The sequence below is a fragment of the Fructobacillus fructosus KCTC 3544 genome, assembly GCF_001438695.1.
Lineage (GTDB): Bacteria > Bacillota > Bacilli > Lactobacillales > Lactobacillaceae > Fructobacillus > Fructobacillus fructosus.
The window spans coordinates 17,988-34,182 of the sequence record NZ_JQBH01000013.1 but is presented as its reverse complement, the minus strand read 5'-3'; the positions used below and the strand labels follow the sequence as shown (position 1 = coordinate 34,182).

General features: G+C 48.1%; 10 protein-coding genes. All 10 read left to right on the top strand.

Annotation, left to right across the window (positions count from 1 at the left end; all coding sequences use genetic code 11):
• Nucleotides 1–82 precede the first annotated feature (82 nt).
• The 10 genes from mutS (at nt 83) to smc (ending at nt 16,188) form a co-directional block, all read left to right on the top strand.
• Nucleotides 83–2,788 carry a DNA mismatch repair protein MutS gene (gene mutS, locus IV71_RS06535; RefSeq protein ID WP_010017526.1) on the top strand — a complete coding sequence of 902 codons (2,706 nt, stop codon included), beginning with the start codon at nt 83–85 and terminating at the stop codon, nt 2,786–2,788.
• Nucleotides 2,772–4,880, top strand: coding sequence for a DNA mismatch repair endonuclease MutL (gene mutL, locus IV71_RS06530; RefSeq protein ID WP_010017527.1), 2,109 nt, complete (start codon nt 2,772–2,774; stop codon nt 4,878–4,880). Before mutS ends, mutL begins: the two co-directional genes overlap by 17 nt.
• A 23-nt stretch (nt 4,881–4,903) precedes the next feature.
• Nucleotides 4,904–5,392, top strand: a complete 489-nt coding sequence (locus tag IV71_RS06525) for a YehS family protein (protein ID WP_029489949.1) — start codon at nt 4,904–4,906, stop codon at nt 5,390–5,392.
• Nucleotides 5,393–5,575: 183 nt separating this feature from the next.
• A complete protein-coding gene (gene murB, locus IV71_RS06520; protein ID WP_255260758.1) occupies nt 5,576–6,466 on the top strand; it encodes a UDP-N-acetylmuramate dehydrogenase in 891 nt (296 codons plus the stop codon).
• A 2-nt stretch (nt 6,467–6,468) separates the two neighbouring features.
• A complete protein-coding gene (locus tag IV71_RS06515; protein ID WP_010017530.1) occupies nt 6,469–8,565 on the top strand; it encodes a Na+/H+ antiporter in 2,097 nt (698 codons plus the stop codon).
• 3 nt (nt 8,566–8,568) lie between these two features.
• Nucleotides 8,569–9,393 carry a diadenylate cyclase CdaA gene (cdaA, locus tag IV71_RS06510; protein WP_010017531.1) on the top strand — a complete coding sequence of 275 codons (825 nt, stop codon included), beginning with the start codon at nt 8,569–8,571 and terminating at the stop codon, nt 9,391–9,393.
• A complete protein-coding gene (locus tag IV71_RS06505) occupies nt 9,390–10,382 on the top strand; it encodes a CdaR family protein (protein WP_010017533.1) in 993 nt (330 codons plus the stop codon). The genes cdaA and IV71_RS06505 overlap by 4 nt, the downstream gene beginning before the upstream one ends.
• 47 nt (nt 10,383–10,429) lie before the next feature.
• Entirely contained in the window at nt 10,430–11,800 is a 1,371-nt protein-coding gene (gene glmM / locus IV71_RS06500) for a phosphoglucosamine mutase (RefSeq protein ID WP_010017534.1), read from the top strand.
• Between the two features lie 116 nt (nt 11,801–11,916).
• Complete coding sequence (gene rnc, locus IV71_RS06495; RefSeq protein WP_010017535.1) at nt 11,917–12,615, top strand: ribonuclease III; 699 nt, start codon at nt 11,917–11,919, stop codon at nt 12,613–12,615.
• 15 nt (nt 12,616–12,630) lie between these two features.
• Nucleotides 12,631–16,188 carry a chromosome segregation protein SMC gene (gene smc, locus IV71_RS06490; protein ID WP_056995049.1) on the top strand — a complete coding sequence of 1,186 codons (3,558 nt, stop codon included), beginning with the start codon at nt 12,631–12,633 and terminating at the stop codon, nt 16,186–16,188.
• Nucleotides 16,189–16,195 lie beyond the last annotated feature (7 nt).

Here is a 16,195-nt window from a genome sequence, read left to right as displayed (position 1 = left end):
AAAAGTCTTGAAAGATTTGTAAATAAGCCAATCTTTTGATGACTTTTGTACATAGTTTTACCTAAAAAAGGAGGGACCGACCATGGCCAAAGCAACTGATACTCCAATGATGGTGCAGTACCATCAAATCAAAGACCTCTATCCCGATGCCTTCTTGTTTTACCGCCTGGGCGACTTTTACGAATTGTTCGAAGAAGACGCCATTAAGGGCGCCAAAATTCTGGAGTTGACGCTGACTTCGCGAAACAAGAACTCCGAAAATCCGGTTCCAATGGCCGGGATTCCCTACCACGCCGCCTCCAACTACATCGATATTTTGGTGGACGCGGGCTACAAAGTTGCGATCGTGGAGCAGATGGAAGATCCAGCCACAGCCAAGGGGATGGTCAAGCGAGACGTGGTTCAGTTAATCACGCCCGGGACCAAACTGGCTGGGCAAAAGGGCGATGGCAAAACGAACAACTTTTTGGCAGCCGTTGTCCATGATAATTCTGGGTTAGCACCCGTTAAGAAGGGGGCGGCTCCCCGTCCCTATGCATTAGCCTACATCGATTTGTCGACTGGTGAGCTGAAAGCGACTTTTCTAGCGACGGCAGCAGAGGTGATGGACGAACTGGGAGCCTTGGAAGTCAAGGAAGTTGTCTTGGCCAAGGAAGAGGATTTGAAAGCTGCTGAGCTGGCCAAACTTGTTGGTGAGAAGGGCCTTGTGGTTTCCTTCCAGGGGCCTGCACAACCTTCCGCCACGTTGACTTATTTGACGAAGGATTTGAAGGATGTCTTGGGCCAAGCCGTCACGGGACTGTTGTTGCAGTACCTTTTTGACACGCAGAAGCGGTCACTCGACCACATCATGCCCGTTCAGTCATACGAGCGACAGGCCTATTTGGTTTTTAATCAAGTTAGTCGTGTGAACTTGGATTTGGTCGAAAACGCCAGAACAAAGCAAAAGGCAGGGTCGCTCTTTGCACTTTTAGACGAAACCAAGACGGCGATGGGTGGGCGGTTGCTCAAGCAATGGCTGATTAAGCCACTGAAAAACTTAAAGGACATTCAAGCCCGGCAGGATGTGTTGGCGGCTTTTACCGATGATTTTTTCACCCGGGGAACCGTTCAGGACCAACTGAAGTACGTCTATGACTTGGAACGCTTGGCAGCCAAGGCTGCCTTGGGAACTTTGAACGCCAAGGACATGGTCCAGCTAAAAAAGTCTCTCCAGGCCGTGCCGGCTTTGCAAGCTGCACTCATGGGAACGTCAGCGGACCCAATCTTGCAAGCCTTGGGGGAAGACCTCGATCCCGTTTCGGATTTGGCGGATTTGATTGAAAAGGCCTTGGTCGAGGATCCACCCGTTTCCGTTCGGGATGGTGAGTTAATTAAGACTGGCTACGATGATCTGGTGGACTCTTATAAGCAGGCGTTGACCGATAATCAGGACTGGTTAGCTAATTATCAGGAGGAAGAACGGCAAGCCACTGGGATTCCGACTTTGAAAGTCAAGTACAACAAGAACTTTGGCTACTTTATTGAGGTCACCAAAGCCAACCTGGGCAAGTTAGAAGAGGGTCGTTATACCCGCAAACAAACGCTAACTAACGCCGAGCGATTCACAACGGTGGCGTTAAAGGAGCATGAGGACCTAATTTTCGCTGCCCAAACGAAGCGTTATGACCGTGAATACGAACTCTTTTTGGCCATTCGCCGACAGGTGAAGGAACAGATGCACCGGTTGCAACACCTCGCCCATGATTTGGCTAAAATTGATGTGCTCGCTGCTTTAGCCGATGTTGCCGAAGAGCGGCACTTTGTGCGTCCCCGTTTCCATCAGGATGGTTCCCGCGCCGTTCGAATCGTACAGGGACGGCATCCGGTCGTGGAATCCTTGCTCGGGGCTGGGGAATACGTGGCTAACGACGTGACTTTTCCACAGGACCAATTCATTCAACTGGTAACCGGTCCAAATATGGCCGGAAAGTCCACTTACATGCGCCAAATTGCCATCATCGTGATTCTGGCACAAATGGGCGCTTTTGTTCCAGCAGAAAGTGCGGAACTGCCCATTTTTGATCAAATCTTTACCCGAATTGGGGCCAACGATGACTTGGTGGCCGGTCGTTCGACTTTTATGGTGGAAATGGCGGAGGCCAATTTGGCGCTACAAAACGCCACGGCCCAGTCGCTCATCCTTTTTGACGAATTGGGCCGGGGAACGGCTACCTATGATGGGATGGCTTTGGCACAGGCAATCATTGAATACCTGGCCAAGCACCTGCATGCGACGACGGTTTTTGCCACGCATTACCATGAATTAACGGCCCTGTCTGAAGCCTATCCGGCCATCGAAAACGTGCACGTTGGCGCTAAATTGTCTGAAGACGGTCGCTTGCATTTCTTGCATCAGGTACAACCCGGTGCGGCTGACCGTTCATACGGAATCCAAGTTGCCGCGCTAGCCGGTTTGCCTAGTCCGCTCTTGAAAAACGCGGAAGGGATTCTGGCGGAATTAGAAAAGTCAGGTGCTGGACAAGTCGAAGTGGCCGAAACGATTGCAGAAGAAAGTAATCAGGCGGCTAACCATTCGGAAAAACGTGCCTTTACCGGAATGGCGCAGGACCTGCCACTTTTTGAAATTGCCGAAGCCAAGCCAGAAGGCCAGTCGTTAACGGCTGACCAAAAAGCCATTTTGGATAAGCTGCAGCAAACGAATTTGAACAAACTAACGCCTCTTGATGCGCTGAACCTGCTGTATCAGTTGCAGGAAATGGAGGAAAACCATGGCGAAAATTCATGAACTTTCCGACCTATTAGCGAACCAAATTGCCGCCGGTGAGGTCATTGAGCGGCCGGCCTCCGTTGTAAAGGAATTGGTGGAAAACGCCATTGATGCCAACGCACAACAAATTGATGTTGTCGTCGATAACGCTGGCCTTGATTTGATTAAGGTCATTGATAATGGGGAGGGAATCGCACCCGAGGATGTTCCTCTGGCCTTCGTTCGCCATGCAACGTCCAAGATTGAAAACCGTCATGATCTTTTCAAAGTCATGACTCTGGGCTTTCGTGGGGAAGCCTTGCCCTCCATCGCTTCCGTGGCGGACGTTACGTTGCAAACGCGAACAGCGACTTCTGAAAACGGGATGACCTACCAAGTAAAGGGTGGCCAAGTGGTGCAAGAAAGTCCGGCGGCTGGTCGTTACGGCACCATTGTCTCGGTTCGTAATCTTTTTTACAATACACCAGCACGGCTAAAGTACTTAAAAAAACCACAAACGGAACTATCGCTCATGACGGATGTCATGAACCACTTGGCCTTAGCACACCCTGAACGGGCGCTGACGTTAACGCATAACGGGAAGGTCCTGGTTAAGACCGCTGGGAATGGCGATTTACGTCAGGTTCTGGCGGCCATCTACGATCGTAAGACCGCAGAGAAAATGGTTGCCTTTTCCGGACAGTCGGAGCATTTTAAGGTATCCGGCTATCTGACTTTACCGGAGCAAACACGGGCTTCTCGTTCTTACTTGGCGGTTTTGGTCAACCACCGTTTTGTGAAGAATTTTTCCGTTTCCAACGCCATCATTAAGGGTTACGGTTCTAAACTGATGGTTGGTCGTTTCCCAATCGGGGCCGTTTCGATTGAACTCGATCCATTGATGGTTGATGTAAACGTGCACCCGCAAAAGGCTGAAATTCGTTTGTCCGAACAAGGGGAATTAACCGATTTACTCACAGAGGTTATTGCTGAGCGCTTGGCACAAGAAAATTTGATTCCGGATGCTTTGGAAAACCTAGGAAAAGAAGAAGTCGAAGTGAACCATCCCGGTTTGGTTGCTCCAAAAAAACCGGCCACGGTCGAAGTGCAGACCGCTAAAAGTAGCGGGGGAGAGCTATTAAATTCAGCCCAACGTTCGGTTAAGCTAACGACTTTGCCGGCCATTACTGTGCGTAAAAATGCCGTGATTCAGCTGACGGATAAAGCCTACTTGCATGATGCAGCGGTGGTTAGTTTTATGAGCCGCTATCAAGCAGAGGCCTACGTCGAACCATTTGGACAGAAAACTCCTCTAGTAGCAGATGACGCCCAAATGGCCGATCAACTAGAAAACCGGGTCGCTGAACCAATCGCCGTTTATCAGAATCAAGACTTTTCCCATCATTCAACCATGCCTGATCAGCCAACGGCATCAGTTTCTAAGCAAGCCAAGGTGGAAAACGTTGACCTTGATGTTGACGTACAAGATGTGACGGATAATCCGCAGGGCTTCCCCAATTTGGATTACATTGGCCAGATGCACGGGACCTTTCTCTTTGCCCAAGACAAAGACAAGTTTTACCTGATTGATCAGCACGCCGCACAGGAGCGTCTGAACTATGAGTTCTACCGAAAGCAAGTGGGCGAGGTATCCGACAACCAACAGGTACTGCTGCAGCCATTGACTTTGACCTATTCGACAGCCGATATTTTGAAGATCATGGACCATCGCGACGTGTTAGCGCAGGTCGGGCTGTCCGTTGAGGAATTTGGCCCTAATACCTTAGCTTTATATGAACATCCAACTTGGATGAAAGCAGACCAGGTAGAAGATACCGTACGAGAAATGATTGATTGGGTCTTATCCGGTGAGGAACTGACGGTGGTAGCCTTCCGTGAAAAAGCCGCGATTATGATGTCTTGTAAGCGAGCGATTAAGGCCAACTGGCATCTTTCGCCCGATGAAGCCAGGCGTTTATTGGTTGATTTAGCAAAGGCTAAAAATCCCTATAACTGCCCACATGGTCGACCGGTGCTAACGGCATTCACATTGACTGAAATGGAACGAATGTTTAAACGGATTCAGGACTCACACGAGTCTTGGCAAAACTATGATCGCCACCCATTTTAAAAAGACAGGAGAGCAGCACCATGATGAATAATAACGACGTGGTCATTCGTTTGCGCTACGCCTTATCACTTAGTAACCAAGAGATTGAAGAAATGTTTAAGCTTGGGGGTGTCACGGTGTCGGATAGTGATCTTGACCGAATTTTGACTCGTCAAGAAAAGGACCAGAGCCACGACGCTGCCTTGTCAAATCACGATTTGGAAGCCTTCTTAAACGGATTAGTGATTAAGAAGCGGGGCCACCGTAAGGATAAAAATGGACAAGTTGTGCCCGCAACCTTTGATATGCGAAACGCCAAGCTTGTTAATAACGTGACGATTAAAAAGATTAAAATTGCCATGGCTTATACTTCTGACGATATTCAGGAGTTGCTGAAGTTAGCGGGGGATCATATCTCGAACGGCGAACTCTCGGCAATTTTGCGTCGCCCTGATCACCGAAATTATCGGGAAGCCGGGGACCGCTACGTGCGTAAACTCTTAGCCGGTATGAGTAAAAAGTACCGGGGATAATGCCTCATAGTTGAGACAATTATTTGATTAAAACAGTCCTTGCAAGCGCAGGGCTGTTTTTGTTTGGTCGTTTTTAATGAGAATGGTTTTCCGTAGTCCCGCTTTCTTTCTGCCGAGTTGAATTCATTAGTTTTTTCATATGTAAGGGGTAAAATTTGTTATGATAGAAGAGATAGAACACAAATGGAGACTACCATGCCAAAGAACGGTTTAAACCTTTTAACAAACACGGAAATTGCTCCTTACGCCTATACCCAGGCTGGAGGGAAAGCTGATTATTTAGCCATTCCTCACTCGCTTGAAGAACTTCAGCACTTGGTTGCTTGGGCAAAAGAACAGGGTTTTCCTATCCACGTTTTTGGCCGGCTATCCAACTTAGTGGTTCGTTCTGGTGGACTACGCGGTTTGGTGATTTTAATGACGGAATTGAAAACGGTGGAACAGAAAGGAAACGAACTGAGCGCTGTTGCTGGTTGCGACATCATTTGGCTGGCGGCCGTGGCACAGGAGAAGGGCTTAGCTGGTCTTGAATGGGCAGCCGGTATTCCGGGCTCTGTTGGCGGGGCCGTTTTCATGAATGCTGGTGCCTATGGTGGGCAAGCTGACATGGTGGTTGAGTCGGTCACGGCTTTGATGCCGGACATGACCTTTCAGACTTTTTCACGGAAGGAGCTGGCCTTTGCCTACCGACACTCTGTCTTTCAAGACAATGGCGGGATTATTGTCCAGGCAACCTTTGCTTTGAAAAAGGGAAATCGTCAAAAGATTCAGGACAGAATGGATGAAAATAACTACGCTCGTGCCTTAAAGCAACCCCTTTCCTGGCCATCGAACGGGTCGGTTTTTAAACGTCCGGAAGGTTACTTTGCTGGGAAGCTAATCATGGATTCAGGGTTACAAGGAACGTCAGTCGGGGGTGTCATGGTATCAACCAAGCACGCCGGCTTCATGGTCAACGTTGACCATGGTTCTGGAAACGACTATGAAGATTTGATTCACCTTGTCCAACAAGAGGTTTACAAGAACTACCAAGTCCATTTGGAACCTGAAGTAAGAATTATAGGAGACCGCTAACCATGACCTTAATTGAGTTAATGGTCGTCTTAGTGACGGGGGTTGCGCTTTCAAGCATTATCTCGCACTTTGTTCCGGCCATCCCGATTTCCCTATTTCAAATTGTCATTGGGGTGACTTTAGCAACCATGGGTAACATCAATGTCGAAGTCGATTCGCATTGGTTCATGATGCTGTTCGTCGCGCCCATCCTGTTCAATGATTCCTGGCGTTTTCCAAAACGAGAACTGTGGGAGTTACGGGCTCCCATCCTTGGAAATGCCATTCTGCTCGTCTTGGTCACCACTATTGCGGGTGGCTATGCCATTCATTGGCTAATCCCTCAGCTACCACTGTCGGTTGCCTTGGCTCTGGCGGCTGTCCTTTCACCCACTGATCCGGTGGCGGTGCAGGCCATTGCCAAACGGGTGAAGCTACCTGAAAACCTCTTGCATGTGGTGACCGGCGAGAGTCTGGTTAACGATGCAACGGGATTGGTTTCGTTTAACACCGCCGTGAAAGCAACGGTTGTTGGAACCTTTGTGTTGGGGGATGCCCTCTTAAACTTCGCCTGGATGACCGTTATCGGAGTGTTAGTCGGTATTCTGCTTGGCTCAAGCATGATTGCCTTTCGAAATTGGGTTTCTCGTTCCGGTCTAGCAGATGTTGTTTTTTATACAATTTTCACTCTTTTGATGCCTTTCATCATTTATTGGGTGGCGGAAGGCTGGTTACATGCCTCTGGTTTAATCGCCGTTGTGACCGGTGGTATTGCGGCGAAAATTTTGTCTGATCGCCGTTCCAACCTCTTATCAGCTGAAGCAACCATCGTTTCCGTTCATTCTTGGGAAGTGGTTGTTTACGTGTTGAATGGCTTGATTTTCGTTCTGTTAGGGATTACTCTTCCCAATGCGTTGCACAGCATTTTGAAGAATACAGAAATTGCCAATTGGCAGGCCTTTGCCTATGGCTTTCTCGTCTGGCTGATTGTCTTTTTCATTCGAGTGATTTGGGCATACATCATTCAGTTGGGCCAGCACTGGCACCACCGGAAGACAAAGGTCTCCTTCCGTTCAGCCATTGTTTCTGGCTTGACGGGTGTTCGTGGGGCCGTTACGATGGCCGCTGTTTTGACAGTACCGACCGTTACGGATGCGGGAACAGCCTTTGTTGGACGAGATTTGGTCATTTTTATAGCGGCCGTCGTGGTTGTCTTGTCATTAATTGTGGCTTCCATTATGCTGCCGCTGGTGACCAAAGAGGTGAGTCAGCGCGACTTTACCCAGCCGGAATCGACGATGTCGGTTGAAGACGCTGCCGATCAACCAAAGGCTGACATTTCAGAACGGCGCGCACAACTTTGGATTCTGCGAGTTGGGATTCAAAAGCTACGTGACATGCAGACGGAATCGAATCGACGAATTATCCATGAGTTGATTTCCAGGCGACAAAAGTCGGCCCGTTCCCTGCGTCATCGCATTCATGACGACCAGGATCAGTCGGACTTTGCTGCTGAAAAAGAGTTGGAGTTGCAAGAGTTAGCTTTGCAAGCACAACGCAATCGCCTGCAACAGCTGTTGGTTGAGGAACACATTTCCCCCATCACTTACAGTTTGCAAGCCAAGCGGCTTGATCAATTTGAAGCGGATTTGGGCTCGGACCGTGAACTGGTTGGCTTGAAGCGAATGAAGTGGCTGTATCGCCGCCTACGGGCTGACTTTCGTATCTGGCTGTCCGATCAGGAATCGGACAGGGTCTATGAAGAATCCGGTTTAGCGATTCGAGAGATGGCTAAGGCAGCCATTAAAGCTTTATCAGATTACGTTTCTCGTCAAGTTGGGGACACCGTTACCCACCGAATCATTCGGCAGACGGCTTACAACTTGATCGTGATTTACCGCTATCAGATTGAAAAGACGAAACACGTACCGTCTTTTGACCAACAAGAACAAGACGATCGGAAGCGCTTGGAGCTTGAGCTAAAGACGCTGTCGGCTGAACGTGAGATGGTTCAGCAGCTATACGATCAGAAGCGGATTAGTCGGCAAACGAGTATTAATCTGCGACAATACATTAATTACGCGGAAACCAGGGCGCTGGTTGGCCGCAATGAGGAGTAAAAAATGGGAATTTGGGCTTACATGACCTCCAGTAATTTGGCCCACCTGGTCGATGTTTTGATCATCTGGTTCATTTTATATAAGGTCATCACTTTTGTAGAAGGCACCCGTGCCCTGCAAATTTTGTTTGGGGTTGGTGCCATTGTGCTGATCAAAGTCATTGCTTGGCGATTGGGCCTTGTGGTGCTTTCCTGGTTGATGGACCAAATCATCACATGGGCACCGATTGCATTGGTGGTTATCTTTCAACAGGAGATTCGCCGCGGACTAGAGAGCCTCGGACGGCGCATTACGGTTCGCAAGCAACACCTGGATAATGAACAGGCGCGTGAATTAATCCGGGGACTTGATATGGCTTTGCAGTACATGTCGAAGCGAAGGATTGGTGCGTTAATTACGATTAACGGTAAGGATACGTTGGAAGAGTACATTAAAACTGGCATTCCGTTGAACGCAACCATTACGGGACAGCTTTTGATTAACATTTTCATTCCAAACACGCCTCTACACGATGGGGCGGTCATCATTAATGATGATCAAATTGCTGTTGCGGCTGCTTACTTGCCACTGTCGGAATCAACACGTATTCCAAAGGAATTGGGAACTCGTCACCGTGCCGCAGTTGGGATTTCAGAGGCAACGGATGCCGTTACGGTTGTGGTTTCTGAAGAAACAGGTGAAATTTCCATCACGCAGCGCGGGGACCTACTTCGGAACATGGATCAGGAATCCTACTTGAACTTCTTTGAAAAGCAGTGGATTGACCCTGTACAAAAGAAGAATAAGCATAACTGGCTCCAGTTCTTATTAAAAGGGAGGAAGTCATGAAAAAATTAGCCTCTTCAAAAATCATTAACGTGATTTTCTCGCTCTTATTGGCCCTGCTATTGGCTGCCTACGTCCTTTCAATTAAGAACTATTCAAACTCCAATTCATCTAATTCTTATTCATCATTGGTGCCACAAAAAAAGGCCACGCTCACCGTTCCTTTGACTTTCCAATACAATTCAGATGATTATGTTATCGTTGGCGGTAGTTCATCTGTTTCTGTGAATGTGCAGGGATCTTCTGCATTGGTTACGGCTGCCAAGAATCATAATGACATTACGGCTTCTGCTGACCTTCGCGGATTGGGAGCTGGACAACACACGGTGAACGTTGCCCTTTCGGGGGTGAATAGTTCATTAACGGCTGCTGCTTCGCCTCAGACAGTTACCGTGACTTTGGCTGAAAAGAATTCGGCTAAAAAGAACGTGCAAGTCAATTATGATGAATCAAAACTTGCTAATGGCTATTCGGTCACGGATACCAGCACGGATGTTAAGTCCGTAACGGTCACCGGACCGAAGACCAACGTTGATGCCGTTTCCTACGTTGGCGCTGACGTTAGCCTCGATAAGAACACAAAGGCCAATGTGACACAGTCAGTGAAGTTAACACCTTATGACAAGGACGGAAACGTTGTTCAGGCATCGCTTTCGCAAACGAAAGCGAACGTCAAGCTAACGGTTTCGCAAAGTCAGTCCAGCAAAAAAGTCAGTTTGGAAGTCCAGGCTAGTGCTGGTACTGCCAGTGATTATGAGATTAGCTTCGACCCTTCATCCGTGACAATTTACGGGACAAGTGATACACTAAGTAGCATTAATTCTTTGCCTGTTAGTTTAGATTTGTCGAATATTTTAAGCAAAACGACAAAGAGTGTAACCTTAGATAAGCCGACCGGAGTTGATCAATTATCGGATCAGAAGGTATCGGTTACGATTACACCAAAGTCGTCAAGCAGCTCGAGTTCTTCCAGTAGCTCGAATAAAAACTAAGACTTTATTGAATAAAACGACAGTGAAACCTATTTGGAGATAAAGCAATGACAGAAAAGCAGTTAAAATATTTTGGGACCGATGGGGTGAGAGGGGTCGCTAACCAGGGGTTAACTCCTGAGTTGGCGCTTTCACTCGGTCGGGCTGGTGGGGCGATTTTGACCCGCCACAATGACAACCCTGATAAGAAGCCGGTTGTAATTGTCGGACAAGACACCCGAATTTCTTCTGAAATGCTTCAGGAAGCCTTGATTTCCGGACTCCTATCCGTTGGTGTTGACGTCTTGAATCTAGGGGTCATTACCACACCCGCCGTTGCCTATTTAGTTGAAGCACTCGAAGCAGATGCGGGGATTCAAATCACAGCGTCTCACAATCCTGCAAAGGATAACGGGATTAAGTTCTTTGGACAGGATGGCTTCAAACTCTCAGACGATTTGGAAGCTGAAATCGAAGCCATTCTCGATGGTCACGATGGTGATCAATTGCCACGTCCTTCAGCAGAAGGTTTAGGAACGGTTTCGCACTATCAAGAAGGTGCTCAAAAATACTTGGCCTTTTTGCAAAAGACGATTCCATCCGATCTTTCAGGATTCAAGATTGCCTTGGATGGTGCCAATGGCGCCACTTCGGATTTGCTTCCGCGTCTCTTTGCTGACTTGGGAATGGACTTTGAGACGATGGGAACTGAACCCGATGGGTTGAACATCAACGACCACGTTGGTTCGACTCATCCAGAAGCCCTTGTTCAGATGGTTCAGGAAGGCAACTTTGATGCTGGATTAGCTTTCGATGGCGATGGTGATCGGTTGATTGCTGTCGATGCCGAAGGAAACATTGTGGATGGTGATAAGATTATGTACATCACCGCCAAGTTTATGAACGACCAAGGACGTTTGAAGCACCAGACGGTTGTGTCAACGGTCATGTCGAACATCGGATTCTATAAGGCCTTGGAAGCTGAGGGAATGTCTTCAGTGAAAACGAAGGTTGGTGACCGCTACGTCATGGAAAAAATGCTGGAAGACGATGATAACCTTGGTGGTGAACAGTCTGGTCACATTATTTTCCGTGACTGGGCAAAGACTGGCGATGGGTTGCTCACAGCTTTGCAGCTGTTGCAAGTAATGAAAGAAACGGGTCGTTCCCTTCAAGAGCTCGCCGAACCAGTAACCATTTATCCACAGAAGCTGGTGAATGTGGAAGTTGCGGATAAGAACGCCATCATGGCTGCCCCAGCTCTACAGGAAAAGATTGAAGAAGTTGAAAAGCAAATGGCTGGGGACGGTCGTGTGCTTGTTCGACCTTCTGGGACAGAAAACCTCGTCCGGGTGATGGCGGAAGCCAAAACACCGGACCTTGTTGATGGTTATGTTGAACAACTTGTTCAAACTGTTCAGGAATTAGCTAATCAATAAAGAAATGAAGCCAGGAAAGCGGATGTTTTCTTGGCTTTTTTCAATGGAGTCACGGAAAGATGGCGGCTTAAATCTGGTATAATATGAAGTAATTGAAACAGGAGAGGAAGACAAAATTGTCACCAGAAGAATTTAAATCTTATTTAGGCGAGCATTATCAGATTGGTTTTAATGACCTCGATTTGCTCAAAGAAGCCTTAACCCAACGTAATTTTTTAAATGAAAACCCAAAAGAGACGGGGCGCGATTATCAACGACTCGAATTTTTAGGGGATGCCATTATGCAGGCGTCCGTTACCGAATATCTCTTTAAGCGTTATCCAGATTGGGATGAAGGACAGCTGACCGAAATGCGAATCACCATGGTTCAAACCAAGTCATTTGCTCACTTCGCACAGGTAATTCACTTGAACGAGGCCATCCGTCTTGGTAAAGGAGAGGAAATGAATGGGGCGCGTCAACGTCCTTCATTACTTGAAGATATTTGGGAAGCCTTTATTGGTGCTCTGTTTCTCGATCAAGGGCAAGCAGCGGTTGTCTCCCTTTTGAACCAGACTGTTTTTGCCGCCATTGATGAAAATTTCTTCGACCAGTTCATTGACTTTAAATCCCGTTTGCAGGAAAAGTTGCAGGCAAAGGGAACCGTTGATATCACCTACCAAATCGAAGAGGAAGAACGAAACGAAGACAATAGTCAACTCTTTAAGGTGTCAGTTGCGCTTGATGGTCGTATTTTAGCCTATGGATTTGGCTCTTCCATCAAGGATGCTGAAAAAGCCGCGGCGCAACAAGCATTGGTCGATTTAGCTGAATAAATTGAGTAGAAGTGTATGAAATTAAAAACGCTGGAGATTGTTGGCTTTAAATCATTCGCCAACAAGACCGTGATTGACTTTCAAAACGGGATGACCGGAATCGTTGGACCCAATGGTTCCGGTAAATCAAATATTATCGAGGCGATCCGCTGGGTTATGGGTGAGCAGTCCGCAAAGGACTTGCGCGGTAACAAAATGGCGGACGTTATTTTTGCTGGAACAAAAGACCGGAAGTCCCTTAACCGAGCAGAGGTTTCGATTACCTTTGATAACTCTGATCACTACATTCAGTCGGATTTTTCAGAATTGCGCATCACTCGGCGGCTCTACCGTTCTGGTGAATCGTCTTACCAACTGAACGGTGCAGAGTGTCGCCTGAAAGATATTCATGAAATCTTTATGGATACTGGTTTGGGTCGCGATGGCTTTTCCATTATTTCCCAAGGACAGGTGGAAAAAATTTTTTCCGCCAAGCCGGAAGAACGACGGGGAATCATTGAAGAAGTTGCCGGTGTTTATAAATACAAACAAAATAAAAACCAAGCGGAAAAAGACTTGGCGGTAACGGACGACAACTTAGCCCGTGTGGCCGACATTGTTCACGAAGTAGAGGGTCGTTTGCTCCCCTTGGAGAAGCAGGCCCAAACGGCAAGAAAATACCTTGAAAAGCGTGAGAATTTTGAGAAGCTTGATCAGGTACGCCTCACGCGGTCCATTCTTTCCCTGCAGGCAGATGTGGTTAACCAGAAAAGCTCACTTGAAGAAGTAAACCAAATCTTACAAGACAAGCAACGTGACTTGGGTTCTAAGCGAACCGAATTGTCTGATGCTCGGACGACTTTGACAGCGGTGCAAGAGGGAAAGGACCAGTTAGCACAGGCTATCTTGACCAAGACACAGCAAAAAGAACAGCTGATTGGGAATCAAAAGTTGGCTTCTCAGGAAGCGGAAACGCTACGCCATGAAAGCCAAACTTTGGCCGAACAACTGACGAACTTGCAGCGTCAGGGGGAAGAGGCCGCTGGCAATTTGTCCGAAGCGGATGCTGAGGAACGGCAGCTCGCCGATAAACGGATGGAATTAAAGAAAACCATCCAACGAATTGACCAAGAACATGGTCAGGAATCAATCGACCGGGTCAAAGAAGCGCTTGCCTCCAAACGGCAAGAATATGTGCAAGTGATGCAAGAATTAGCGACCTTGCACAATAAGCAGACCTTTGAAGAAAAGTCCTTGGCACAAAACGCGGAACAGACCGAGCGGAAGCGGGCTGCTCTGCAAGAGGCGCAAAGCGTCTTTTCGAATGCCAAGCAGGCACTTGCAGACTACCAGCTTGAACATCCAGAAAAAAAAGCCGACGAAAATCCATACGCTGAAAAAATTGACACTTGTAAACAACAGTTGCACATGGCGAAGGAAGCTTACCAAGAAGCACAAAAGTCATGGCAACAAGCAGCCTATGACTTGGATAAAGTCCGCTCGCTTTACCAGGCTGAGTCCTCTTTGGATGAATACGCTGGCTTCTACCAGGGTGTTAAAAACTTGATGGCGCCTGCCGTCAAGCGGAATTTTCCGGGTGTTCGAGGGGTTGTCGCTGAACTGATTGACGTACCAAGTCGTTATACCAAAGCGATTGAGACCGTTCTCGGAGGTGCTTTGCAAAACGTTGTGGTTGATTCGACACGGACGGCCAAAGCAATTGTTGCCTATTTGACTAAGAACCGAAAGGGTCGTGTGACGCTGTTACCTGAAGAAAGCATTCGGGCTCGTAGCGCTCGCGATACATACCGAGCTGAACAGGAAAGTGGCTATCTGGGCGTGGCCAGTGATTTGGTTGCCATGCCAAAAGGCATGGAAAATATCCTGTCGAACTTACTGGGAACGACATTGGTTGTGACCGATTTAGATGCCGCCACTCGCGTGGCTAAGGCTTGCCAGAATCGGTTGCGGGTCGTGTCTCTCGATGGGCAGTTGGTCAACGCTGGCGGTTCGATTACTGGTGGTGCCAACCACCGGCAGGGGCCGTCGGTTTTGTCTCGGCAGGCCGAATTAAAGGAAAAAGAAGCTGCCTTGGTCAAAAAGGAAGCGATTCTGCAGGAACTGTCAGAAAAGCGTCGTCAATGGCAAGCGAAAGTGGACCAGTTGACCGACGAACTGCAAGAGCAGCAAACGGCTTTTTATGACTTCGAGAATCAGGGGAATCAAGTTGATTACCAACTGACGACTTTGAAAGATGCACTTGCACAGGCGGAAACCAAGCTGCAAACGCTGACCCTGGACCTGGCTGATTTAAAGGCTGAGAAAGAAGATGGACAAAAAATACTGGTTGAATCAAAGCAGGCTTTGTTGACGCAGGAAAAGAAGCAACGAGCATTAGAAGAGACAACGACAGATTTGTCAGAACAAATCGAACGGCTTGAGAAAGAGCAAGCCGCTTACCAAGAGGAAAAGGCTGGCTTTCAGACAGAGGCAGCGACGGTTTCAGCTAAATTAGAAGCGGCTTCAGAAAATAAGAAACGCTTGCAAGCCCTGGTGCAGGAGTTGCAGCGCCAGCAAAACGAATTGGAGCAGCGTCAGGAAGAAATTAGCCAGCGCTTAGAACAAGCCGCTAACGGTCCGGCTTTGTCCGAACAGCTCCAAGCCTTGGAAGCGGAACTGACAATGGATCAAACCCGTTCCCAAGAATTGGCCGATCGCCTGTTAGCTCTGGGACAGCAGGTAACCATCCTAGAAGAACAGTTAGAAAAAGAGCAAGAGGCCGTTAATCAACAAACGGTTGAGCAGGCCAATGCTAGCCATCGCTTACAGACGAGTCAAGAAAAGTTGGAAAAGCAAGTGGCGAGTCTTAAGCAAACCTATGGCTTAACGGTTGAAAGCAAAGAGGATGTGAAGCAATCGGAGCTGACCGATGCGCAGATCAACCAAGAATTAGCTGAGACAAAACGTGCATTGAACGCGCTTGGACCCGTTAACGTTGCCGCCATACAAGAGTATGATGAGATTAAGGAACGTCACGAATTCTTGACGCAGCAAGCAGAGGATTTGAACCAAGCAAAAGCAACTTTGCAAGCAACGATTGATGAAATGGATCAGGAAGTCCAGGTTCGCTTTAAGCAGACCTTTGACCAAGTAGCGGAACACTTTAAGGACGTCTTTACCAAGATGTTTGCCGGTGGTCAGGCTCAAATTGAACTGACTGATCCGGAACACCTCCTCACCACTGGTATCGATATTAAGGCCCAGCCACCTGGCAAGAAGTTTCAGCAGATGTCACTTCTTTCCGGAGGCGAAAAGGCGTTGACGGCCATTTCGTTGCTCTTTGCGATTTTGCAGGTTCGTCCGGTGCCGTTTGCTGTCTTGGATGAAGCCGAGGCTGCCTTGGATGAGGCCAACGTTGATCGTTTTGCTGCTTACTTAAAGAATTTCGGAGGCAGCACACAATTTATTACCATTACGCACCGAAAGGGAACAATGGTAGCGGCATCCGTCCTCTATGGCGTAACCATGCAAGAGGCCGGTGTGTCCAAGATGGTGGCGGTTAGTCTGGAACAAGCGGAAGAGAAACTCGCCTAAAGGAGGG